18 protein-coding genes are annotated in these 21,432 nt (G+C 50.0%); 7 read left to right on the forward strand and 11 right to left on the reverse strand.

The annotated features are described in order from the left end of the window. Nucleotides 1-49 precede the first annotated feature (49 nt). Nucleotides 50-1,102, reverse strand: coding sequence for a chorismate synthase (gene aroC / locus N7E73_RS03820; RefSeq protein WP_432737705.1), 1,053 nt, complete (start codon nucleotides 1,100-1,102; stop codon nucleotides 50-52). After that, nucleotides 1,103-1,642 (reverse strand): shikimate kinase AroL, encoded by a 540-nt coding sequence (gene aroL, locus N7E73_RS03825; RefSeq protein ID WP_432738829.1) that lies wholly within the window; start codon nucleotides 1,640-1,642, stop codon nucleotides 1,103-1,105. A 280-nt stretch (nucleotides 1,643-1,922) separates the two neighbouring features. Here aroL and N7E73_RS03830 point away from each other — a divergent pair, with 280 nt between their 5' ends. After that, nucleotides 1,923-4,430, forward strand: coding sequence for a mechanosensitive ion channel family protein (locus N7E73_RS03830; protein ID WP_432737706.1), 2,508 nt, complete (start codon nucleotides 1,923-1,925; stop codon nucleotides 4,428-4,430). Between the two features lie 64 nt (nucleotides 4,431-4,494). On the opposite strand, the gene N7E73_RS03835 is transcribed toward N7E73_RS03830, so the two are convergent. Continuing rightward, the gene (locus N7E73_RS03835; RefSeq protein ID WP_432737707.1) at nucleotides 4,495-5,307 is read right to left on the reverse strand and encodes an esterase/lipase family protein; all 813 of its coding nucleotides are present in this window, start codon (nucleotides 5,305-5,307) and stop codon (nucleotides 4,495-4,497) included. A 133-nt stretch (nucleotides 5,308-5,440) separates the two neighbouring features. Here N7E73_RS03835 and N7E73_RS03840 point away from each other — a divergent pair, with 133 nt between their 5' ends. Continuing rightward, the gene (locus N7E73_RS03840) at nucleotides 5,441-6,478 is read left to right on the forward strand and encodes a DUF1786 domain-containing protein (RefSeq protein WP_432737708.1); all 1,038 of its coding nucleotides are present in this window, start codon (nucleotides 5,441-5,443) and stop codon (nucleotides 6,476-6,478) included. A gap of 131 nt (nucleotides 6,479-6,609) precedes the next feature. Further along, nucleotides 6,610-8,766, forward strand: a complete 2,157-nt coding sequence (locus N7E73_RS03845) for a PAS domain S-box protein (RefSeq protein WP_432737709.1) — start codon at nucleotides 6,610-6,612, stop codon at nucleotides 8,764-8,766. 119 nt (nucleotides 8,767-8,885) lie between these two features. Here N7E73_RS03845 and N7E73_RS03850 read toward each other — a convergent pair whose 3' ends face one another. Further along, nucleotides 8,886-9,302: a hypothetical protein gene (locus N7E73_RS03850; RefSeq protein ID WP_432737710.1), complete on the reverse strand. Its 417-nt coding sequence runs from the start codon at nucleotides 9,300-9,302 to the stop codon at nucleotides 8,886-8,888. A gap of 514 nt (nucleotides 9,303-9,816) precedes the next feature. Between N7E73_RS03850 and N7E73_RS03855 the strand changes: the two genes are divergently transcribed. Continuing rightward, a complete protein-coding gene (locus N7E73_RS03855; RefSeq protein ID WP_432737711.1) occupies nucleotides 9,817-10,233 on the forward strand; it encodes a secondary thiamine-phosphate synthase enzyme YjbQ in 417 nt (138 codons plus the stop codon). Nucleotides 10,234-10,333: 100 nt separating this feature from the next. Here the strand turns inward: N7E73_RS03855 and N7E73_RS03860 are convergent, their stop codons facing one another. From N7E73_RS03860 to N7E73_RS03870, 3 genes are all read right to left on the reverse strand, one after another. Continuing rightward, nucleotides 10,334-11,686, reverse strand: coding sequence for an APC family permease (locus N7E73_RS03860; protein WP_432737712.1), 1,353 nt, complete (start codon nucleotides 11,684-11,686; stop codon nucleotides 10,334-10,336). A gap of 118 nt (nucleotides 11,687-11,804) precedes the next feature. After that, complete coding sequence (locus N7E73_RS03865) at nucleotides 11,805-12,143, reverse strand: STAS domain-containing protein (RefSeq protein ID WP_432737713.1); 339 nt, start codon at nucleotides 12,141-12,143, stop codon at nucleotides 11,805-11,807. 115 nt (nucleotides 12,144-12,258) lie between these two features. Beyond that, the gene (locus N7E73_RS03870; protein ID WP_432738830.1) at nucleotides 12,259-12,699 is read right to left on the reverse strand and encodes an ATP-binding protein; all 441 of its coding nucleotides are present in this window, start codon (nucleotides 12,697-12,699) and stop codon (nucleotides 12,259-12,261) included. Nucleotides 12,700-13,009: 310 nt separating this feature from the next. Here N7E73_RS03870 and N7E73_RS03875 point away from each other — a divergent pair, with 310 nt between their 5' ends. From N7E73_RS03875 to N7E73_RS03885, 3 genes are read left to right on the forward strand one after another with little or no spacing between them, the layout of a single operon-like run. Beyond that, entirely contained in the window at nucleotides 13,010-15,505 is a 2,496-nt protein-coding gene (locus N7E73_RS03875) for an ABC transporter ATP-binding protein/permease (RefSeq protein ID WP_432737714.1), read from the forward strand. Between the two features lie 2 nt (nucleotides 15,506-15,507). Further along, a complete protein-coding gene (locus tag N7E73_RS03880) occupies nucleotides 15,508-16,005 on the forward strand; it encodes a cyclic nucleotide-binding domain-containing protein (protein WP_432737715.1) in 498 nt (165 codons plus the stop codon). Between the two features lie 32 nt (nucleotides 16,006-16,037). Beyond that, nucleotides 16,038-16,643 carry a hypothetical protein gene (locus N7E73_RS03885; RefSeq protein ID WP_432737716.1) on the forward strand — a complete coding sequence of 202 codons (606 nt, stop codon included), beginning with the start codon at nucleotides 16,038-16,040 and terminating at the stop codon, nucleotides 16,641-16,643. Nucleotides 16,644-16,697: 54 nt separating this feature from the next. On the opposite strand, the gene N7E73_RS03890 is transcribed toward N7E73_RS03885, so the two are convergent. The 4 genes from N7E73_RS03890 to qrcB form a co-directional block, all read right to left on the reverse strand. Continuing rightward, nucleotides 16,698-17,141 (reverse strand): GNAT family N-acetyltransferase, encoded by a 444-nt coding sequence (locus N7E73_RS03890; RefSeq protein ID WP_432737717.1) that lies wholly within the window; start codon nucleotides 17,139-17,141, stop codon nucleotides 16,698-16,700. 178 nt (nucleotides 17,142-17,319) lie between these two features. Next, nucleotides 17,320-18,552 carry a menaquinone reductase integral membrane subunit QrcD gene (qrcD, locus tag N7E73_RS03895; RefSeq protein WP_432737718.1) on the reverse strand — a complete coding sequence of 411 codons (1,233 nt, stop codon included), beginning with the start codon at nucleotides 18,550-18,552 and terminating at the stop codon, nucleotides 17,320-17,322. A gap of 14 nt (nucleotides 18,553-18,566) precedes the next feature. Continuing rightward, complete coding sequence (gene qrcC / locus N7E73_RS03900; protein ID WP_432737719.1) at nucleotides 18,567-19,325, reverse strand: menaquinone reductase iron-sulfur cluster-binding subunit QrcC; 759 nt, start codon at nucleotides 19,323-19,325, stop codon at nucleotides 18,567-18,569. Nucleotides 19,326-19,348: 23 nt separating this feature from the next. Further along, nucleotides 19,349-21,421, reverse strand: a complete 2,073-nt coding sequence (gene qrcB / locus N7E73_RS03905) for a menaquinone reductase molybdopterin-binding-like subunit QrcB (RefSeq protein WP_432737720.1) — start codon at nucleotides 21,419-21,421, stop codon at nucleotides 19,349-19,351. Nucleotides 21,422-21,432 lie beyond the last annotated feature (11 nt).

A 21,432-nucleotide genomic window follows, 5' to 3' on the forward strand; every position in this document is an offset into this window, starting at 1 on the left:
CTTACGGAACCGGGAGCTTTTTATAATCTTTTCCTGCAATTATTAAATCTTACTTCATACGGCGCTGCAGAAGCAGAAAATCAGCAATGGTAAGCATGGCCATGGCCTTAAGCACCGGCACGATTCGCGGAATGGCGCAAATATCATGCCTGCCTCCGATACTTATTTCAGTAGCCTTGCCATCACGGTCAACGGTCTGTTGCGGCTTGCTTATGGACGGTATAGGCTTCACATAGGCCCGCACCACGATATTCTGTCCGCTGGAGATACCGCCGAGAATCCCACCAGCATTGTTGGACATAAAACCTGATTCATCAATAAAATCGTTATTCTCGCTGCCGAGAGAGTCAGCAGCCCGGAACCCGGAACCGATTTCCACTCCCTTGACCGCACCTACGGACATCAGAGCTCCGGCCAGACGGGCATCAATCTTGTCGAATACCGGCTCACCGAGTCCGGCAGGCACATTTCTGACGCAAACCTCCACCACCCCGCCAAGGGTATCGCCCTGTGAACGAATATTCTTAACTCGCTCCTCCCAGAGGGGAACAATTTCCGGATCAGCAGCAAAAAACGGCAGCTCATGGGCCTTTTCCGGAGACACAACGCCACCTTCTATACCACCGATACGGGTAGTATAGGCCTGACATTCTATTCCATTCTGCCTCAACAATTCCTGAGCCACAGCCCCTGCAGCAACACGCGAAACTGTTTCACGTCCCGAAGAGCGCCCTCCGCCACGATAGTCACGAAAACCGTATTTGGCATCAAAGGTCAGGTCCGCATGACCGGGACGGTACACATTCATGATCTGGGAATAGTCGCGGGAACGCTGGTCCGTATTCTCAATGTGAAAACCGATGGGGGTACCGGTGGTCCTGCCCTCAAACACGCCGGACAGAATTCTGACCCGGTCGGGCTCCTTGCGGGCGGTACTGGCAATTCCCTGCCCCGGCTTTCTGCGGTCAAGCTCAAGCTGCACCATATCCTCGTTGAGCTCAATTCCTGCAGGGCAGCCATCTATTATTCCACCAAGTCCGGGACCGTGGGATTCTCCGTAAGTAGTAACCCTGAAAATCTGTCCAAATGTACTTCCGCTCATTTATTTTTCCTCCAGCTCAAAGGACCTGTAACTTGTTAAGATCTGTTCGCAGACCGTTTCCACCGGGGCCGCGCCGTCGGCAATAAAAGATGCACAGCCTTTGTAAAGGTCTTCCCGGGCTTCAAGAACATCCCTGATTTCTTCAACCAGCGGCTTTCCGGTAAGTGACGGACGCTGACCGTGGGCCGGGTCTGCCTCAAGTCTGGCTGCGAGCACCTCCACGTCGGCCTTGATGTAGACGGTAAAGCCGTTGCGCAACACGGCAAAGTTCTCATCGCGCACCACAATGCCCCCTCCGCAGGAAATTACCGCGTTCTCGACTCCGGACAGATCTGCCAGCACAGCCACTTCCAGATCACGGAAACCGTCCCAGCCGTTCCGGGCAACGTACTCGGCAATATCGCACCCGGCACGCTCCACAAGCACTGCATCACTGTCGTAAAAATCACATTTCAGGTATCCGGCCAGAAGCTTCCCCACAGTGGTCTTGCCGCATGCCCTTGGGCCGATCAGATAGATGTTGGACACGATCACTCCTATTGACTCGTTTGAAAATATGTTTTGTTTTTCAAGCACATTTAGTACAGTCGGATATGTTTTTTTGAAATAAGAAACTCAACGCCGAAAATACATTGCAGGCACTCTGCCCATAGAAGTCATATGCAGGCAGAAACAGGTTGAAGAACCTATAATGACAGGAAAATCACAGACAGGCTGTAATGAATCAGGACTGCTTTTCGATAAAAACAGCAGGGTGGTATTCAGCGGACATCAGTAATAAACCGGATTTGTCCCCGACTTGTCAAGCCTTGGAGAAACCATGAACAGATCCACCATTAAATTTCTTGCGCTGGCGTTGGCCGGATTCATCTTTTTCGGCAGCTCCATTTCATACTCAGCTGAAAGCTCGGAAGATACGTGGCGAAGCATGATCGTGAGCCTTGAGAGTGACATAGCTGCTCAGACCCGGATGGTACAGGAACTCGACAAGCACACCCCGGCAATGATTGATCTGTTTGACCGCCAGATGCTCAAAGCTCAAAGCAGGCTCGACCAGTTGAAAATGCTCCGGGGACTTGCCAAAGGCAGCCCGTGGTCCTACCGGACGGTCCTGATGCAGCTTGATGCAGTTGAGTCGTACATCGAACTGGCCAAGTCCGATCTGCTTACCGAAAAAAACAGGCTGAGAAAGATAAAACGCGATTTCGACGTGCTGGCCCAGATTCATTTCAAAAGCAAGATAACTGACACAGCGCTTATCGCTCTTCTTCAAAGTGCCAAATCGCAATATCTGGTCCTTCGTGACGATGCAGCATCCCTGAAAAAAAATATCGATTCGGCCCTCGACAGGGCTGATGAGCTGAACAAGGGTCTTCAGGAAGACCGCAGGGTGACTCAGGATTTCTATGCCCAGACCATGCACGATTTTTACTTTTCTCAAGGACTGTCCCTGCTCTCCCCTGAGAACTGGCCTGATATAACCTACGCGTTCCACGAATGGAACGAGAACTACTCGAAATTCTACCACCCGCTCATCGTATGGGTGCAATGGGGAAAGTTCCTCGCCTTCCTTACCGGCTTCACCGTGCTCTTGTGGGTTGTCCTGCGCAACCTTGTCAGCCATCTTCTTAAACGGTCAATGTTCAGCACCCACAGGATTTCATATTACAATTCCGGGTTGCTGCTTATTTCTCTGGGTTTTGGAGTATATGCAGCAAGGATGATGACCCTGTTTACATCCAACCAGATTACAGGGCTGATCTGGACCGAGGCAATAACCCTCGGAGTCATCATCTGCTCACGCAATTTTCTGTGGGCTAGGGAAAAGGCCAAACCCGCCCCGCTGATTCTAAGCCCCATGTTCACTCTCTGGTGCCTGATGACTGCCGGAGACATCCTGCACATGCTGACCATTCCCATGGACTGCCTCGGGATCATATGGTTTTTCCTCAGTCTCGGAGGACTGGCATTTATTCACGCAAATCGAAGGGTATACAATCTGAGCGTGACCCGTGCCACATCTAAGGCCAGCAGGTTCATCCTCGGAGCCGGATCATTTGTAACCCTTTTCGGCTTCGGCAGTCAGGCGATGATCCTTACCCAGATATGGCTGCTCTTCCTCGTAACCCTGCAGATCTGCACGGCACTCAAGACAATCATGATCACCGACCTGCCCGCAGTACCGGAACACGCCCAGTCTGGAGATGACGAGGAGTCGGATGAAGAATTAATCAGACATGCCGAAGAGGCAAGGCAGGAGGCACTGCACCATAACCGGATGGTCCAGCTGTTCTATCCCCTTTCGGTCTCGGTTATCATATTCCTGTTCATAGGCTGGGCAACCGCCTACATGGGAGGAATGCCTTTTGCCAAGTTTGTCTTCCGGCACATGGACATAAAAGTCGCCGGTGCGGACATATCCATCAAGAGTATTTTTTATATCCTGATCCTGTTTTTCACTGCACGTCTGGTGCTGTTCTGGCTCAACTCATTTGTCAACAGCACCTCTATAGGAGGACGCCGCATTGAGTCGTCACTTGCGCACACCCTGTCCACAATCGGTTCGTACATCGTCTGGGTGGTTTTCCTGCTGAGCTCCTTCTCGCTCATGGGCATACCCATGTCGGCCCTGACCTGGATAGCCAGCGGCCTGTCCATCGGTGTCGGCTTCGGGCTCAAGGACATCGTCAGCAACTTCGTCAGCGGCCTGATCATACTTTTCGGAGGATCGATAAAGAAAGGGGACACCCTGCAGCATAAGAATCTCATCGGAAAGGTTGTGGATGTTTCCATTCGCAACACAACCATGCGCACGTTGGACAACAGCATGATCATCATCCCGAACTCAAGCTTCCTGAAGGGTGAAATAATCAACCTGAACTATCAGGATACCCGCATCCGGGTAACAATCCCCGTAACTCTTGCTCCGGGAACTAAGATCAAAAAAGCCACCAAAGTGATGATGAAGGTGCTCAGCAAGCATCCGAACATTCTCAAAGAGCCTGAACCGGTAGTATTCTTCAAACGGTTCGGGAACTTCGGTCTTGATTTCGAAATCTATTTCTGGGTCAATAATTTTGAAGACAAATACCCCACTGAATCCGACATAATCAACGAGCTGGATGAAAAATTCCAGGATAAAAAAATTATGGTCGCCTTCCGGGGAATCAAGATAAAATACAAACCTAAAGGAGATGAGCAGGCGCAACTTGCATCCCAGAGGGAAGCACTGAAAGAAAAAAGAAGGATTTACGGAAAATGCCTGCGCTCAGCAGCACTGCGCAAACATCGCACGCTTAACAAGATAGAGATTGAGAAGCCTGAATAGGGAAAGGTCTGCGAAGCTGGTTTTGATGCGCTTTGCGCTTTCAACTGAAGGCGCCATTTATAAACTACATTCGCTTAATCAACCGCCCTACCGTTGCGGATACCTTGCGGCTGTAAAGCATCGCCACATGCCCCATGGCACTGCAGCGTACAATATCCCATTTGTCCGGGTCAGGTTCCAAATTTTCCCACGGCAGAACCATTTCATCGGTGGGAGAGATTATGGCCGTCTTTGCAATGTCGGGGTAAGTAATCCGGTTTTCCCCCCTGAACAGGGCACTTTCAGGATGCAGGCTGCGCCCCAGCCTTCCCGGTGCCATAACAGCCAGTATACTGCCCTTGAATGGGGTTCCAAGAGTAATCAGTCCCCGCACCATTTTTTCAACCTGCAGATCAGCTGAGGCACCGGATATAAGCAGCCCGCCAAGGGAGTGCCCTACAAGGGTAACCTGCTCTTCTCCGCTTTCTTCATATATGCGCCTGATTTCACGACGCAAGGCCAGAACAAGCTCCGGGTAGGATGTTATGAAGCTGTTATACTGCCATGTGTACAGGCTGCCGAATCCCTCCCGGTTCAACCTGTGCTTCATGAACAGCCATGCCGTCCTGTTATGATAAAGTCCGTGGACCATCAGAATAGGCCGCTGGTCAGATCCCTTTGCGAACAGGGGCAACCGGTTCAGAAAAGTAAATGGTCTGGTGCATACTGCAATAAACAGACTCATGCCTGCAGAAACAATTGCACCGCCCAGTTCCCGTAAAATCTGATCTGTCGGTCTATTACGAACGGTCCGCCAGTTGAAAAGGATACCAAACAGGACAAGCGGTGACGGAAGCAGAAAAAGGACTGCCATTGCAAGTAGGATGAGTTTGAACATTACGGACAGAGAGTAAAAGGTTCAGAATCTGTGTCGACTTAACATTAGAACATGGTTCTGTTTTCAATTGACGGAAATTATTCCAGTCTGCAACATATTTCAACATCATGCACATCTAGCGGAGAACAGCACATTGGGCAGAAAAATACTGAGTCTGGATATCGGCAGCGGCACACAGGATGTTCTTTACTACATTGAAGGGGTGGAAATCGAAAACTGTTTCAAGTTCGTACTGCCCTCTCCTGCGCGGGTGGTAGGCGGAAAAATCCGCCGCATCACCGGAACTGGTGGTGACATCTACCTGACCGGGAAAAACATGGGTGGAGGATTTGCCCGGGCGGTATTTCCGCACATGGAAGCCGGAAACAAGGTATACGCCCACCCGCGGTCCGCACTGGCTCTTGGTGATGATCTGAAGCGACTGGAAAGCAAAGGGATCATCCTGAGCGAATCACTGCCTGCCGGATGCACCCCGGTACACCTCTGTGATTTCGATGCCGGATGGTGGCAGTGCTTCCTTGCTGCTGCGGGACTTGAATATCCTGATCTTGTAACGGCATCAGTTCAGGACCACGGCTACCATCCAGGAAAGAGCAACCGCATCGGCCGGTTCAACCTCTGGAAAAGGTTGCTGATTGACCATGACGGAAGGCCGGAGAGCCTCCTCTTTGACACGGTTCCGGAAGAATTCACCCGGATGGCTGAGCTTCAGGATTCGATAGGTGGGGGACCGGTTTCGGATACCGGAGCTGCTGCGGTGCTGGGATGCCTTTTCGTTGACAAGATACTGGAACACAGCCACCGCGAAGGCATCTGCCTGATTAATGTCGGCAACAGCCACACTATCGCATTCCTGCTCTACAAAGGAGCTGTCTTCGGTGTGTATGAACACCACACCGGCAACATGACCCCCGAAAAACTCTGGGCTGATACCCTGTTGTTCCGCTCCGGAAAACTCGACTTCCAGACTGTTTTCGATGACTGGGGACATGGCTGCATGACCCTGGAACTGCCCGAAGGGGCAAACGGATTTACCCCGACTTATGTGATGGGCCCCAAAAGATCACTGCTGCAAGGCTTTCCGGTCGAATTTCCCTCTCCGGGCGGAGACATGATGCTGGCCGGATGCTTCGGTCTGATAAAGGGACTCCAACTCCAAGGAAGGGTGTGATCACTATTGTAATCAATATTTTTAACTGTGGTCTTGCTCTGCTTGGCTATTAGAGCTATTGGTGTATTTATAAAGTATTATTTTAACCTATGACATATTCGATGAAAAACCATTCCGTACCCTAACAACCTATGCTGCGTACCACACTGTTTGTAATTCTGGCCACGCTGGTCGGATACACTGATGCCCTTGCACAGGGCTGGCTTTCCAATACCCTGACTGAACTCGGTTCAGGGAACCTGGACCGTATCCTTGTGATCGGTGCCGGAATTATTATTTCAGTGCTGCTTGCTTTCATCGCCTTTCTGTATCTCAACATCGACAAAAGGAAAAAAGTTGAGACAGAGCTTCAGCGCGAAAGGGATCTCATGGGCAGCATCATGGAAACCAGCCCCATGGGCATCCTTGTCATGGACAGCGACGGGCGGATCATCTTTGCCAATGATCAGGCTGCAAGGGTGCATGGAGTTACCAGAAACGATATAATTGGAAAGCAGCATAATGACCCGGTATGGAAAATAAGCTCTCACGATGGGACTCCTTTTCCAGAGGAAAGGCTTGCTTTCAACAGGGTAATGAAGATCAGGAACGCCGTCCTTGATATACGGCATGCCATTCACTGGGCCGACGGACGCAGGGTTCTGCTCTCCATCAACGCCTCCCCTCTCTTCGCCAGCGGCGGAAAAATCAATAAGGTTGTTGCTACGGTCGAAGACATAACAACAAGAAAAAAGGTCGAAGAAGCGCTCAAGGAAAGTGCCTACCGTTTCCGGTCGCTGGTAAAGACAGCGGAAAGTGTAATCATACTGCTCTCCCCGGATAAAAAAATACTTGAGTTCAACCGCATGGCGGAGGAGCTTTTCGGCCGGACCCGCCATGAGGTGCTGGGGCGCAACTATTTTGAACTATTCGTGCCAGAAAGGCTCTGGGGGGAAAGTTCGCGGCAGTTTGCCTCGGTGCTTTCCGGGACCCCTCTCCGACTGCAGGAAAACTTCGTCATGGTCAGCAACGGAGAAGAAAGGCTGATGCAGTGGTCGTACTCAAGACTGCTGGATGCCAAGGGAGATGCACTAGGAGTACTGTCAGTAGGACAGGATATAACCGAGCGCAAGCGCGGTGAGGTTGAGCTCTGCGAAGCAAGAGATGCAGCAGAGGAAGCCAGTCGGGCCAAGAGTGAATTTCTGGCTAACATGAGCCATGAAATCCGGACTCCAATCAGCGCCATCATCGGTATGAGCGAGATGACCCTGAACACGAACCTTACCAGAGAACAAAAAGGTTATCTGGTTACCGTAAAAAAAGCAGCGGAATCATTGCTGCACATCATCAACGACATTCTGGATATTTCCAAGATCGAAGCCCGCAAAATGGAGCTGCGCCCCGAGGACTTCAATCTCTACGATATGCTCGACAAACAGATTTCAGTACTCAGGGTTCAGGCTGAGGAAAAAGGCATCGAACTGCGGGCCAGCATCAGCGACCATGTCTCACGCTGCTACCATGGAGACGAATACCGTCTGGGACAGATTATCATCAACCTCGTGGGCAATGCCATCAAGTTCACGGAAAAAGGGTATGTGGAGATTTCTGTCGACCATGTTGGCAGCTACGAGGAAGGCGCGGTTCTGGAATTCCGGGTCAAGGATACCGGGATAGGCATTTCGGAGGACAAGGCCGGCAAGCTGTTTGAAAGCTTTGTGCAGCTTAATGCAGGGTATTCCAAACGGCACCCCGGCAGTGGCTTGGGGCTGGCCATTTCCCGACAGCTGGTGGAAATGATGGGCGGCAGGATATCCTTCACCAGTCGTGAAGGTTGGGGAACTGAATTCAAATTCACTGTAAAACTGAAATCAAGTGATGGCGAATGTCTGGAAACCCCTGCCGATGAGCATCTCGGTATTGCCAAACCCAAAAAGATCGGAGCCAGAATTCTTCTCGCCGAAGACAACGCTACCAATCAGGTCTACATTTCCCATTTCCTTACCGAGGAAGGCTTTACCGTGGAAACAGCCTGTAACGGCATTGAAACAATTGAACTTCTTGAAAACGAAGGTCCGTTCGATGTCATCCTTATGGACGTCCAGATGCCGGAGATGGACGGCCTGCAGGCAACTCAAAAGATCAGAGAATCAGGTAACGACATTCCCATAGTGGCCCTTACTGCTTACGCCATGGAAGGGGACCGGGAAAAATTCCTGAGCAGCGGAATGGATGCCTATTCGTCCAAACCGGTCAAAATTGATGAACTCGTCCAGATCATAGGCAAACTGCTTCGCAACAAGCAATAAAAGCCGCAGTGACGTGCACCGCGGCTTTTGATAGTCAATCGCAGACCTTAAACGACAGTGGACTGGACGCGAACAGAATCAAATCCGCACCAACTCAATTTGCCGTTCTCGGTGCCCCTTTAAGCGTCAGCCTTCTTTTCCGTCTTACCTACAAGATCCTTATGCAGAATTCCGGCTATCTGCTCCTTGAAATCCATCAGTTCCTTGCCGTTGATCCCTGCGAGAATGTCTTCAGCAGACTTGATCTCGTCAAAGCCCTTTGCAAGCGAGCACACCAGATGAATCCCCACTTTACGACCTTCTAAATCAACAAGTCCCAGTATATTGGATTTCTTTACCTTCTTGCGCACAGACTGGGGCAGATGCGGAATCTGCAGCAACATCTCGCGGGGGTAAAAAAGATATCCGAATGCAAAATGCTCTGCCTTCAATGCATCGTTCTGAAAACCTGAGTTCAAGTCCAGACCGCTGCCTTTTGCAGACTCCAGCATCTGCATTATATCTGATGCAATACTTTCAGCATAACTATTATCCATAACTTCCTCCTGTAAAGAACCAAGCTGTCCCAAATGCCCCATCGGGCTGAAATTTGGTGTACAGAGCGTCCAACGAGCCAGCCACTTGCCCATGGCAAAAACACTTTTTGCTCTGGTAAGCCACGCAAACAGGGTGTATCTGAGATCGGCTTTTTTTGTTATTGTATAAAACAGGTCATTTCCGGGCCATAACAGCACGCCTGACCAATTTCTATACCGGAAAGTGAATCAACCATCTGCCGGGTGCTGATGTCAAGCAGAGGATACTGCCTAACCGGACTTCAGCAGAGATAACCGGAGCTATCTGGTGCTGAAGAGCTGAAACGCACTTCATCCTGCTTCCGGTTGATCATTGAGAACGTCTGATAACGAATCCGGAACTTTTCACATTACGTTCCACTTTAATGCCTAAATTCAATTCGGCAAGTACCGTACATAATTTCGCATAACGATTCGCACTGTCACCTTCAACCGCCCTACCCCACTCATGAGCGGACTTAATTTCAGGATACTTATGAAATCTTACAGACATGAACTGTGGTTTGAGGTGCCAGGCCGCCGCGCCTTCATCAACATTACCCCGAATGTGGAGGAATGCCTGGCCCGGTCAGGAGTCAGGGAAGGCCTGTGCCTTGTCAACGCCATGCACATCACTGCCAGCGTATTCATAAATGACGATGAATCAGGGTTGCACCACGACTATGACGTCTGGCTGGAGAAACTTGCCCCGCACGAACCCGTAAGCCAGTACCGGCATAACGGATATGAAGACAACGCCGATGCCCATATGAAAAGGCAGGTCATGGGTCGCGAGGTGGTAGTGGCTATTACCGAAGGCAAGCTGGACTTCGGAACAGGGGAACAGATATTTTACGGCGAATTCGACGGTGGCAGGAAAAAGCGCGTACTGGTCAAGATCATCGGCGAATAAGACCAGCAATGGAACCTGACAAAAGACCGCAATATCAAGTAATATTGCGGTCCATTTTTATTCTTCAACCACCTAAGTACTGGATCTTTTGGGTAAACCGTTACTTGTAGTCGACAATTTTAAGTGATTCATCCTCTGTGTCAGGGACAGCTTCCTCCAGTTCCAAGTCACGCTCTTCCTGTTCCAGCATAAGCTCTTCCGCAGCGGCCGCAGCCAGAGCAAGTTCCTCGCGCAGCGGTCTGTCCTTAACGAACCACCCTGCACCGAAAACAAGTCCTGCTACCGCCATACCACCCAGAGAGTAGTAAAAGTGGGCGGGGAACTGAATATGCAGTGAACAGAATGCAGCAGCTCCGCCATGAACAAGCATTACCGGCAAGCCGCTAAGGAGCGACAAAATCCCGCCTCCAGCCCTGCGGACACCAATAAGATGCAGCAGGTCGGCAAGAGCGTATGTTCCAAACCAGAAACACAGACCGGCAGAAAGCAGGGATTCAAGTGCATCCTCGCCTGCCCATCCGGAGGCCAGCAAAAGCGCAACTACCATAGCCAGAAGAACAGCTGCTCCTTTTGTGGAGTGCGCCCTGTAGTCTTCAGCAAGAACAGTTTCAATTCTCTTACCGGCGACCATAAAGAAGGCCAGCAGTCCGGACACGGTAACAAGCACCACGGTTCCGCCGACAAGATATCTTCCAAGCTCGCCCAACCCCTCTCTCGCCACAAGCAGATGCGGTACAGTGCTCTCGGCAAGTTTCTCAGCCGGAACAAGCAGCAGTGCAACCCAGCTGAAAACAGCAAACGCTACGAAGCCCAGCAGGACGGATGGTACACATCGACCTGCCCTGTTCTCGAAGGCAAGGGGCAGATCAAAACCGACGAAAGCAAAAACGCCAAGGAACAATAGATGCAGCCAGCCTGCAGCGCCTGAGGCAAGCAGGGTTTCAGGGACATCCATGGGTAAAAGGGCCGGAAGTACTGTGGGGTACCCGGTCCCGAGGTCCGCCGGCTGCGACGACATCACCATCACATAGATGAATGCACAGAATGCCAGCGTAAGGCAGATGGTAAAGACATCCATACCGTTCTCATCAGCAATAATGCAACTGACCACAACAAGACCAAGAAGAACGTAAGATGCACCAAGATTCGGAAACCAGACAAAGAATATTTCATTGACAGCATAGCCGGCAATGCCCAGCCATGACACCGCCATGAGCGTCAGTGTGAACAAGCGCGCGGCATCCAGAAAGCCGAACACGAAAGTGTCGGCAGGAGTAGCCCGGAAGCGACCCTTTCCAATGGATTCCAGATTTCGTGAAGTGCAGATTGCAGCGAAAGCCGCCAGTGCAAGAACAGCCAGGAAAGCTGTCCCACCGCTTCCGGCACCATTTCCTACGGCTTCCAGCCCCCTCGGAGACATCATTACTGCTAGTGAAGTGAATAAACCGCTCATATACAACCCTCCATTGTACAGGCCGGGATTATGAAAAAAACTTCCTGCCCGCTCTGCTGCGGACAGGAAGCCATTAATGCTGCAACAATCCGTGGTTCGGATTCAACGGCAGATTTACCTAGAAAGCGGCAACGCATTCATCCCGTGTTTCATAGATGGGCAGGAAGGATACAAAGCCGGAAAGGTCGAAAACTTCCCTGATATAATCCTTGAGCTCGCAGAGCATGAGCTTTCCGTCGCCGCCCTTCAGTTCGCGGGCGGCCTTAAGCAGAACACGCAATCCGGCACTTGAAATATACTCAAGGTTCTCAAAATCGAGGATGATCCTGCTTTCTCCGCTCTGGATCGAGCCAAGCAGTCTTTCCTCAAAATCATTGGATGTATTTGAATCAAGGCGACCTTTGAGTTCAAATGTTATTATCCCTTCATTTTTAATTTCACCAACTTCAAGGCCCATTGTCTCCTCCGTATTCAACCCGATTTCATTTACGCATCCACTGTACTTTACATGTGAAGCGTTGATAACATTGTATTTTCACCTGCGGACAATTCATTGCAAAATCAGGATAAATCTATTGAATCTTTTTGGTCAACTTCAATTTGTTTTTTCCGTCTTCCCAGATGTATTCAATACTGTCCATCATCTTGCGCATGAAATGAATCCCCAGTCCACCAATCTTGCGCTCCGTGCAGTCACACTTGATCTCCGGTTCCGCTGTATCCAACGGATTAAAGGGCTTTCCGTCATCTTCAATCTTTACGAGAAGCACATCGCCATCAAGTTTGAGCAATATGTCAAAACTGTGTGAATCCAGATGACATCCGTAGCTCACAAGGTTGGTGAACAACTCGTCCAGCACAAGGTTCAGCTCAAAAACTGCCTTGGGGGATATATCATTATCGAACCCGAAAGATTCGACTTTTTCAGCAAGGACTTTCAGCTCGGCAATATCCGACTTCAGTGAAAAAGCTGATACAATACCGCCCCCGCCCTGCGGCTCCTGTTTATTCACCAAAACCTTATCCCCTGTTTTTCTCTATTGTGGACAAAATATGCGAATTAACCACTCTCAAGTTAGAAAACCCTTGTCCCTGCGTCAACAAAAAGGTAATAAATTTTTGAAACTTAGTTTCACTTTTTAACTATTTGAAATAAATTTTGCCGTTTCTCACATACAAAGTGAAGTTGCAATCAAGAGAAACAGAAAATTTCACAAAAACAGTCCTGATAACAACAGAAACTGTCTTCTGTATTCAGGCTCTGCTAAAGTAAAAAGGCAAGGCCTTAGGCTTTCAGATATATTGCACAAAGAGGAGTTATTGATGATCACCAAACGACCACTTACCTACTGGATCAAAACAAGCAATATGAAGCTTCAGCTTATATTGCTTGTAGTGATCTTCATTACAGTAAGCATCAGGCTGGTGCCACTTGAAATGCAGAAAAAGATCATCAACCAGGCCATTAGTATGCGCAAGGTTGACCTGCTTTTCATGTATTGTGGTTTCTACATTGCTTCTGTAGTGGCAGCGAGCCTGCTGAAATACCTGATTACGGTCCTGCAGACTTACATCGGGCAGGAAGCGCTGGCCAAAATGCGTAAGGAACTTTACGCCCACATCCTGACGCTTCCTCTGGGCTACTTCAGAAAAGCCAACCCCGGCATGGTGGTATCCTCGCTCGTAACCGAGCTGGCACCTGCAGGAGAATACGTCGGGCAGTCAGTAGCCGTCCCGGTCACCAACCTGCTGACCCTGATAGCCTTTGCCGGATACATGTTCTTCCTCAACCCGATCATGGCCGGGATATCGATAGCCCTCTACCCGTTTGTCATTTATCTGGTTCCCAAGCTCCAGAAAAGATCTAACAAAGCAAACAAAAAAAGGGTCGACACCACACGATATCTCAGCAGCCACATCAACGAAACCATTTCCGGTATTCACGAAATCCACGGCAATGGCTCTTACCGCATTGAAAACCGTAAGTACGGTGCTTACATCGATAAACTTTTCAAGATCAGGATCACCTGGATACTCTACAAGCAGGGTATCAAGGTCCTGAACAGCTTCTTCCAGAATCTTGGACCGTTCCTGCTCTTTATCGTCGGTGGTTACCTCGCCATCCAGGGTCGCTTCGACCTTGGTGCGCTGGTGGCATTCCTCTCCGCATATGAAAAGATTTACGATCCCTGGAAAGAACTCATGGACTTCTACCAGGTCCATAACGACTCAGCAGTTCGCTACAACAGGGTCATGGAATACTTTGACGCCAAGCCTGAATTCGAGCTTGAACCGGTAGGACGCGAACCAGTCAAACTCACCGGGAATATTGATGTCCAGAACCTAGGCTTTACGGTTTCCGGCAATATCAGGCTTCTTAAGCAGATCAACATGCAGCTAAAACCCGGAGAACAGATGGCTCTTGTCGGATTCTCCGGCAGCGGCAAAAGCACTCTGGCCCAGTGTATTTCCCAGCTATACAAATACACGGGTGGATCGGTGAAAATTGACGGATATGAAGTGGCCGAGCTGACCAAAGCTGACCTTGTCCACAACATGGGGATTGTTGCGCAGTCACCGTTTATTTTTTCGGGATCAATCAAGGCCAACCTTCTTTATTCCTGTGCGGCTGTTCTCGAAGGCGACCCGGAAGCCGATAAAAAAATGCCCAGCCGCGACCAGATGATTGAGGCGATCCAGCAGGCCGGCATATTCGTAGATGTGCTGCGTTTCGGGCTGAATACCTTCCTTGATCCATCTAAGGAAGCAGAACTTTCTGAACGGTTGGTGAGGGTGCGTAAAAACTTCCATGCTGACTTCGGAGAGAGGTTGGCTGAGCATGTCGAATTCTACCGGGACGGCGAATATCTCGAGTTCTCAAGCGTAGCTGGCAACATCACCTTCGGTCATGCCAATGACAGCTCTTTCGCAGGCAAAGAACTAGTTACCAACGAATATTTCCTCTCATTCCTCAAGGAGGCCCAGCTTGAAACTCCGCTCTTAAGCCTTGGGCGTGAGCTTGCAAGACAGACTGTAGATATTCTGGGCAATCTTCCGGCTGAGGAGGTCTTCTTCGAACAGAGTCCTATTCCAACGGAGGAATTCGATGAATATAAGCAGATAGTTACCCGATGTGAAAGCAAGACTCTTCAGGAAATCGAAGGACGAGACCGGGAGATGATCCTGCATCTGGCGCTAGGATTTGTTCCCGGCAGACATAAGATCGTAGCTCTGCCGACAATACTCAGGAGCCTTATTCTGGATGGCCGCAAAATGTTTAATACTAAGGTCTGCAACGAATGTCCGGATAAATTCAGCTTTTTCCAGATGACTGAGTTTATTCCCTCCCAGACAATTCTGGACAATATCCTCTTTGGTAAGCCTAAAACCGATCATCCTAAAGTACAGGACAATATCAGCCAGTCCATGATCCAACTACTGATAGAAGAGGATTTGCTTGAAACGGTTGTAGAACTCGGAATGGGGTTTGAAGTTGGAACCAAAGGCGACAAGCTTTCAGGCGGTCAGCGCCAAAAGCTTGCCATTGCCAGAACCTTCCTCAAGAATCCGCCCATAATGATTATGGATGAAGCTACCTCTGCGCTGGATAACCGGTCTCAGAACCGCATTCAGGGACTTCTTGAAACCAAATGGAAGGGCAAATCCACACTCATTTCGGTTATCCACCGTTTGGACACCATCAAGAACTACGATAAAGTCGCAGTGATGAAAGCCGGAAAACTGATGGAAGTCGGCCCCTACGATGAACTTATGGCCAAGAAAGGCCTGCTTTACGAACTTGTACACGGAGCGCATTAGTCATGGCAGCAGAAACAAGTGAATATCAGGAACATCTGGAAATAATGAGAGAGATTCCCTATTTCTCAGGACTTGACCTCGAAGCCCAGAAGCTTTTAGCCTATCTTTGCGTACGCGAAAAATTCAAGGCTGATGAAGAGGTCTTCGCCAGTGGCGACATTGATCAGTCCGCTTACTACATCATCAGCGGAAGCATGGAAGCCTATCTGGACACCATTGACACCAAGATACAATCATTCAAAGCAGGTGACTTTGTAGGCGCACTTTCACTTATTGGCGACTCCAAACGGCTCTTTACGCTGAAAACAACTGCGGACTGCATCTGCATGCGATTAACCAGTGAAAAATTCAAAAAGGCTCAGGAACAATATCCTGAAATAAGCAAAAAATTCCTCAAGGCAACCGTGGATATGATAAGCAACCGTGAGGAACGTTTTATAGCAAGTTTCAACCGCGAATGCGCAGGCTGTACTGTCGGGATTGGCCTGACACTTATCTAGCAACTAAATTAAATGTTTAACAGGACCACTTAATGAAAAGACCAGTTCAGACACTTATCATTATGGCTATTCTTCTCATGGCTTCATCGGCGCTTTCTGCCCAGAATGCCCCCGAGTCAATCGCGGGAATAACCATAGGTAACAACATATCTTCGGTTCATTCTTTGCTTGATATGGACTCGGCGGCTTCTCCCTGGCAGGAAGAATATATCAAACGCATAGCCCTCAAGGACCTGGAAGGGTATCGCAGCGGTTATGTCGTGGTCGGAAATTGCAAGCGCAAGGATATAATCCTGCGCATGAAATTGAAGTATGAAGATGACAGCATGGATTTTTTCAATCAACTCTATGCTAAATTTGAAAAACGCTTCGGCAGGCCAAACGACTGGCGCGGCAACCCGTTTGGAACACTGAAAGTATGGAAATGGTCGCTTAACGACGAAAAGGGCAACATAAGCCTCATTCTGCAGCATTTCAGCGGCGATGACGACTCCATTTCAAGCGGAAACTCTATCCGCCTGTCCCGCCCATCGTGGATTGCCGAGGAAGAGGAGTGCTGGGACCACACTAATCCTGAAAAAGAGCGGACACCCATTCCTGCAAAAATGAAAGGCATGAATTGGTTCCTGCCTTACTAGCTGATCCACAACGCCAAATGAAAGAAGCCTCTCTGCATAGCAGAGAGGCTTCTTTCATTTGGTATGGAGTTCCATATGCAGCAACGGAAATGGTTTACCCAGCCCGTCAGTTTCAGATCTCCCAACCACCCTAAAACCTTTTGAAAGGTAAAACCCGGTTGCTGCAGTATTCTGTTCATTTACATCAACCTTTGTAGCACCGAGATCATCTACAGCAAATCGCATAAGGCGTGCCCCATACCCTTTCCCAAAATCATCAGGATGAATAAACAGCATTTCGATTTTATCCCCAGCAATCCCTATAAAACCAGAAAAATCTCCTGCCTCTCTTTTTAGAGCATATACATCGACATGGTACAGGTATTCCTGCTCAACGGCAGTTCTAAAATAATTTATATCAGCTTCGCAGAGGAAATCGTGTGTTGCCCTGACTGAGGCCTCCCAGAGAGCAGCAAGAACTTCGAAATCACATGGGGCAGCTTTTTCGATGCTCATCATATCTGAATCCTCCGTTACCAGTTTAATGGGCATGACCTGCTTTCTATATCCGCACAGGTATGAAATGAGAATAGGAGCAATTGCTCTCCAGCAGATCTTACATTTTAGTCAGCTGCAGTAAAGAAAAAGACCCCGCTCTTGCGAGCAGGGTCTTTGATGTACCAGATCCAGCCGTATACTACTTCTGATTAAGCTTAACTTCCTGAGGGAAGACAGGCAGATAGCGATAGCAGAGGCTGAGTACGAGAGCACCGTAAGCGCAGATCATCAGGGTGGTGGCCCATTCTGCCCAGTTAGGTGCGTAAGTTTCCCAGTGGTCGAAAGGCATAACCGGGATAGCGATGGTCTGAACGGTGAATACGTAACGGTTGATGGTTACGCCGATGCAGTCCAGAATCGCAGCAGTGTAAAGCAGAGAGGGGTTGTTTCTGATGGAAGGAGAGATCAGCATGATTGCGGGAACTACACCGCAGAGGACCAACTCAGTCCAGAGCAGCCACTGACCGTAAATGTTACCATAGAACATCTGTTCAAAGGTAAGACCTACGGAAGGCAGATAACCGACAGCCCAAGCCCAGGTGTCAATGATCTTGAAGAACATGTACACACAAAGCATGGTACCGGCGATTCTACCCATCAGAGCTTTTACTTTGTATTCAACCAGCTTTTTGCCGGTCATTTTCTCGATGAGGGTACAGACCAGTACAGTGAAGACGGGACCGGAACCAACAGCGGAAAGAACAAAGAGGAAGAATGTCCAGGGCCAGATGAAGAAACCTTCACGGAAGGCGTAAGGACGACCGAACATAACCCCGTACATACCACCGAGAGAACCCTGGTGGAAAGTGGACAGGAAGGTACCGATACCTGCGAACAGTGCCATATTCACATGGAGGTGATGGGCAAAGTGGTGCAGGAAAGGAATCTTGTTAAGCTGCTTCTGTTCGAAGATCAGCGGGATGAACTCGATGATCAGAACGGTGCAGTAGCAGGTAATACAGAAGATAACTTCTGTGAGCATGGAGTGCACGTTGGGGTGCCAGTAACCGAACCATGCGCGGATGGGCTGCCCGATGTCCATGGTCAGGATGAGCATGGCGCCGGAGTAGCACAGGAACCCAAGAATGACCGCAAGGTTGACGATATTTTTCAACTGGTCGATCTTGAGAATGTATTTCAGGAAGCCGGTGAAGAATGCACCTGCTCCAAGAGCAATAACGGCAAGGTCAAAGGTGATCCAGAGACCAAATCCGAAGTAGTTATCAAGGCCGGTAACGCCGATACCGTAATAGAAAATGTTTACGGCAGCGTACACGCCCCACAGCAGGACGGCAGTAGGAAATACCATCCAAAGCAGGAACTTGGGCAGTCCGCAGCGTTTTACGCCTTCGGGGAAGAGATTGCTATCCATGGTAAACCTCCCTCCTAGTGCTTATCTTCAGCAACGTGGTTGTCGCTCTGTTTACGAACCCAATCACGACGGCTGATGTAGTAAACCTGAGGTTCCATGCCGATAGACTCGAGAATGCGGAAAGCATTAGGGTCTTTGATCAGCTCATGAACCTTGTGTTCAGGATTCAGGGCATCGCCGAAGGAGATTGCGCCGGTGGGGCAACCTTCCAGACATGCAGGCTGATACCAGCCATCGGGAAGTTTACCGGGGTCCATACCTTCGTTACGGGCACGCTGGCGTGCATTCAGCAGTCTGGAGTGGCAGAAGTTGCACTTCTCAACAACACCGCGAGGACGGGTGGAGGTTGAGGGAGACAGAGCCTTGTCCATACCGCCGGGCCATACGGGGTCGAACCATCCGAAGTAACGTGCGTGGTACGGACAGGCAGCCATACAGTACCTGCAACCGATACAGCGGGGATAAATCTGGCTAACGATTCCGCCGTCTTCGTCTTTGGTGGTGGCCACGACGGGACATACGGGAACGCAGGCAGGATGACCGCACTGCATGCAGGGTCTGGGCAGGTAGGCTACTTCCCTGTTAGGGAAATCCTGACCGTTGTTGAGTTCATAAACAAGCAACCAGGTAAGGGTCTTGAGTTTGTTGGACCCTTCTTCCATGGGAGCAATGTTATTTTCAGCCTGGCAGGATACCATACAAGCACCGCAGCCGGTACACTTGTCAATATCGACCACCATGGTCCATTTATTATTCAATTCAATTTGTTGCATAACGCGAATCCCCTGAATTTGATTTAGGCGATGCTCACGGAAGAACTGGTCCAGACGGACAGGCCGGTACCGGGCTCAGTTTCAACCTTGAGAACTTTACAGATGTTGTCGCCTTTTCCGCGGGAGTAAACGTCCCAAGCTGTGTGACCAAATCCCAGCGGTGCGGCGATAACATTGTTCATAACGCCTTCATTGATGCGGATTCTTGCCACACACTCACCGCCTGCGCCAGACAGCTTGACCATAGCACCTTCAGACTTGCCGAGTTCTTTGGCAGTCTTGGAGTTGACCTGAACCAGAAGGTCTTTGCCTTTGAGTTCAAACTTGCTGACCAGTGCAACGTTGAGGGGAGGCAGAGCCATCTTGGCAGAACCGTTAAGCAGCTTGGAGTAAGGTGCTACAGCGATTTCACCGCCCTTGGGCATTACAACAGCCTTGGACAGAACGGATGCTGCGAACTTGAGGTCTCCGGATTCAGTTGCATCGGAAACGTAAGCGGCACCGCCGATCAGGGAATCCCAGTCTGCCCCGGCTTTTTCAGCCTTGGCCTGGAATACGGATTCAGCAGATTCAAATCCCAGGTCAATGCCCAGCCCGGAAGCTACGCCGAGGATGACATCAACAGTTGCCTTGCTGTTGTAGACAGGTTCTGCAACAGGAGCACAGGAGCTGAGCATCGCAGCACCGAGACCGTAAGGAGTCTGTGCATCATCAAAACGCTCATAACCGGTGGGGTTGGGCATGATGAGATCAGCTGCGGAAGCAGTTTCGTCCATGAAAGTGCTGAAACTTACGAGGAAGGGAACCTTCTCGATTGCTGCAGCCAGAGCGGCTGTCTGGGGCATGGAGTAAACCGGGTTGGCTTCGTAGACCAGCATCACATCAGGAGTACCGACTTTACCGGAAGCAATTCCGGAAAGGTAACCGGCTAAATCCTTGGCGGCCAGGTCGGAACGGTCTGTGGCTGCTTCAACTGCTTTAGGCAGGTTGGGCAGGATCTTCATTCCGCCGTCCTTATTCACACGGCCGAGCAGGATGTTGAGCGCGGAAGCGGAGATAACGTCTGCAGCACCTGCACCGCTGCCGAATTCGGAACCGGCAACAACAACGGGAGCGGAAGCTTTCATCAGCTCTGCAGCAATATCAGACATGTCCTTTCCGGCCACGCCGATAGCTTTTTCCACTTTATCAGGGGTGAATCTGGACATTACCAGAGTCTTGAAATCAGCAAAGTCAGCAACTGGTGCGGTTACTCCGGCCTTGAGCATGTGATATGCAAGACCGAGGCAGAAAATGGCACCGGTTCCGGGTTTAACCGGAATCCATTTGTCACTGGCTGCTGCAGTATTGTTGAGGAAAGAACCGGCGTAGAGGAATTTTGTTTTGATTTCTCCACCGGTGGGACGGCTTTCGGAATAAACGCGCTGGTTTCTTACAACCGGTCCCCAGGAATCCATGGCATCGGCACCCACGAAAAGTACCAGGTCGGACTTGTCGAGATCGTAACCGATCTGTCCGGCACCGCCCATGCTGGCAAGGGCGACAGCTGCACCCTGCTCTTCACCGGGCATAAGGTAGCAGTCATCGCTTCCCATGCCTGCCGCAAAACCGGAGAGGACTTCGGTTGCGGTTCCGGTAGCATCGCCGGAAACTACAGCAAGTTTGCCTTTGCTGCCTTTTACAGCGGCCAGTTTTTCAGCGAGAATTTTTTCAGCTTCTTCCCAGGAAATAGATTCGAATTTTCCTTCGCCGGCCTTCTTCATGGGGCCGTTGATACGGGAAGGGCTGTACATGAGCTGCGGGCCCCCCGCGCTGATAGGATCAACGCCGCCCTTGCTCATTTCGTTTTCAGCATTTCCTCTGGTCAGATAAGGGCTTCCGCCTACGGATTTAACAATCTCCGCACAGGGGGAAGGTCCAAATTTACACAGAGAAGCCTGCTCTGTGATGGCACCGTATTTCAGTCTGGGAATCCAGGGCCAGTTCTGAGACCAGATAGATGCATCATCGAGTGTTTTCCAAATCACAGGAGTGAAGAGGGAACCTACAACACCACCTGTCACCACTTGAATAAAAGTTCTGCGATCAATACCCATTGCAGTCCCTC

Origin of the sequence: Maridesulfovibrio sp. FT414 (genome assembly GCF_050916235.1) — a bacterium.
Classification (GTDB): Bacteria; Desulfobacterota; Desulfovibrionia; order Desulfovibrionales; family Desulfovibrionaceae; genus Maridesulfovibrio.

Coding starts and splice junctions, on each gene's coding strand:
- aroC (WP_432737705.1), bottom strand. CDS start 1,102: ATGAGCGGAAGTACATTTGGACAGATTTTCAGGGTTACTACTTACGGA.
- N7E73_RS03830 (WP_432737706.1), top strand. CDS start 1,923: ATGAACAGATCCACCATTAAATTTCTTGCGCTGGCGTTGGCCGGATTC.
- N7E73_RS03835 (WP_432737707.1), bottom strand. CDS start 5,307: ATGTTCAAACTCATCCTACTTGCAATGGCAGTCCTTTTTCTGCTTCCG.
- N7E73_RS03845 (WP_432737709.1), top strand. CDS start 6,610: ATGCTGCGTACCACACTGTTTGTAATTCTGGCCACGCTGGTCGGATAC.
- N7E73_RS03850 (WP_432737710.1), bottom strand. CDS start 9,302: ATGGATAATAGTTATGCTGAAAGTATTGCATCAGATATAATGCAGATG.
- N7E73_RS03855 (WP_432737711.1), top strand. CDS start 9,817: ATGAAATCTTACAGACATGAACTGTGGTTTGAGGTGCCAGGCCGCCGC.
- N7E73_RS03860 (WP_432737712.1), bottom strand. CDS start 11,686: ATGAGCGGTTTATTCACTTCACTAGCAGTAATGATGTCTCCGAGGGGG.
- N7E73_RS03865 (WP_432737713.1), bottom strand. CDS start 12,143: ATGGGCCTTGAAGTTGGTGAAATTAAAAATGAAGGGATAATAACATTT.
- N7E73_RS03875 (WP_432737714.1), top strand. CDS start 13,010: ATGATCACCAAACGACCACTTACCTACTGGATCAAAACAAGCAATATG.
- N7E73_RS03880 (WP_432737715.1), top strand. CDS start 15,508: ATGGCAGCAGAAACAAGTGAATATCAGGAACATCTGGAAATAATGAGA.
- N7E73_RS03885 (WP_432737716.1), top strand. CDS start 16,038: ATGAAAAGACCAGTTCAGACACTTATCATTATGGCTATTCTTCTCATG.
- N7E73_RS03890 (WP_432737717.1), bottom strand. CDS start 17,141: ATGATGAGCATCGAAAAAGCTGCCCCATGTGATTTCGAAGTTCTTGCT.
- qrcD (WP_432737718.1), bottom strand. CDS start 18,552: ATGGATAGCAATCTCTTCCCCGAAGGCGTAAAACGCTGCGGACTGCCC.
- qrcC (WP_432737719.1), bottom strand. CDS start 19,325: ATGCAACAAATTGAATTGAATAATAAATGGACCATGGTGGTCGATATT.
- qrcB (WP_432737720.1), bottom strand. CDS start 21,421: ATGGGTATTGATCGCAGAACTTTTATTCAAGTGGTGACAGGTGGTGTT.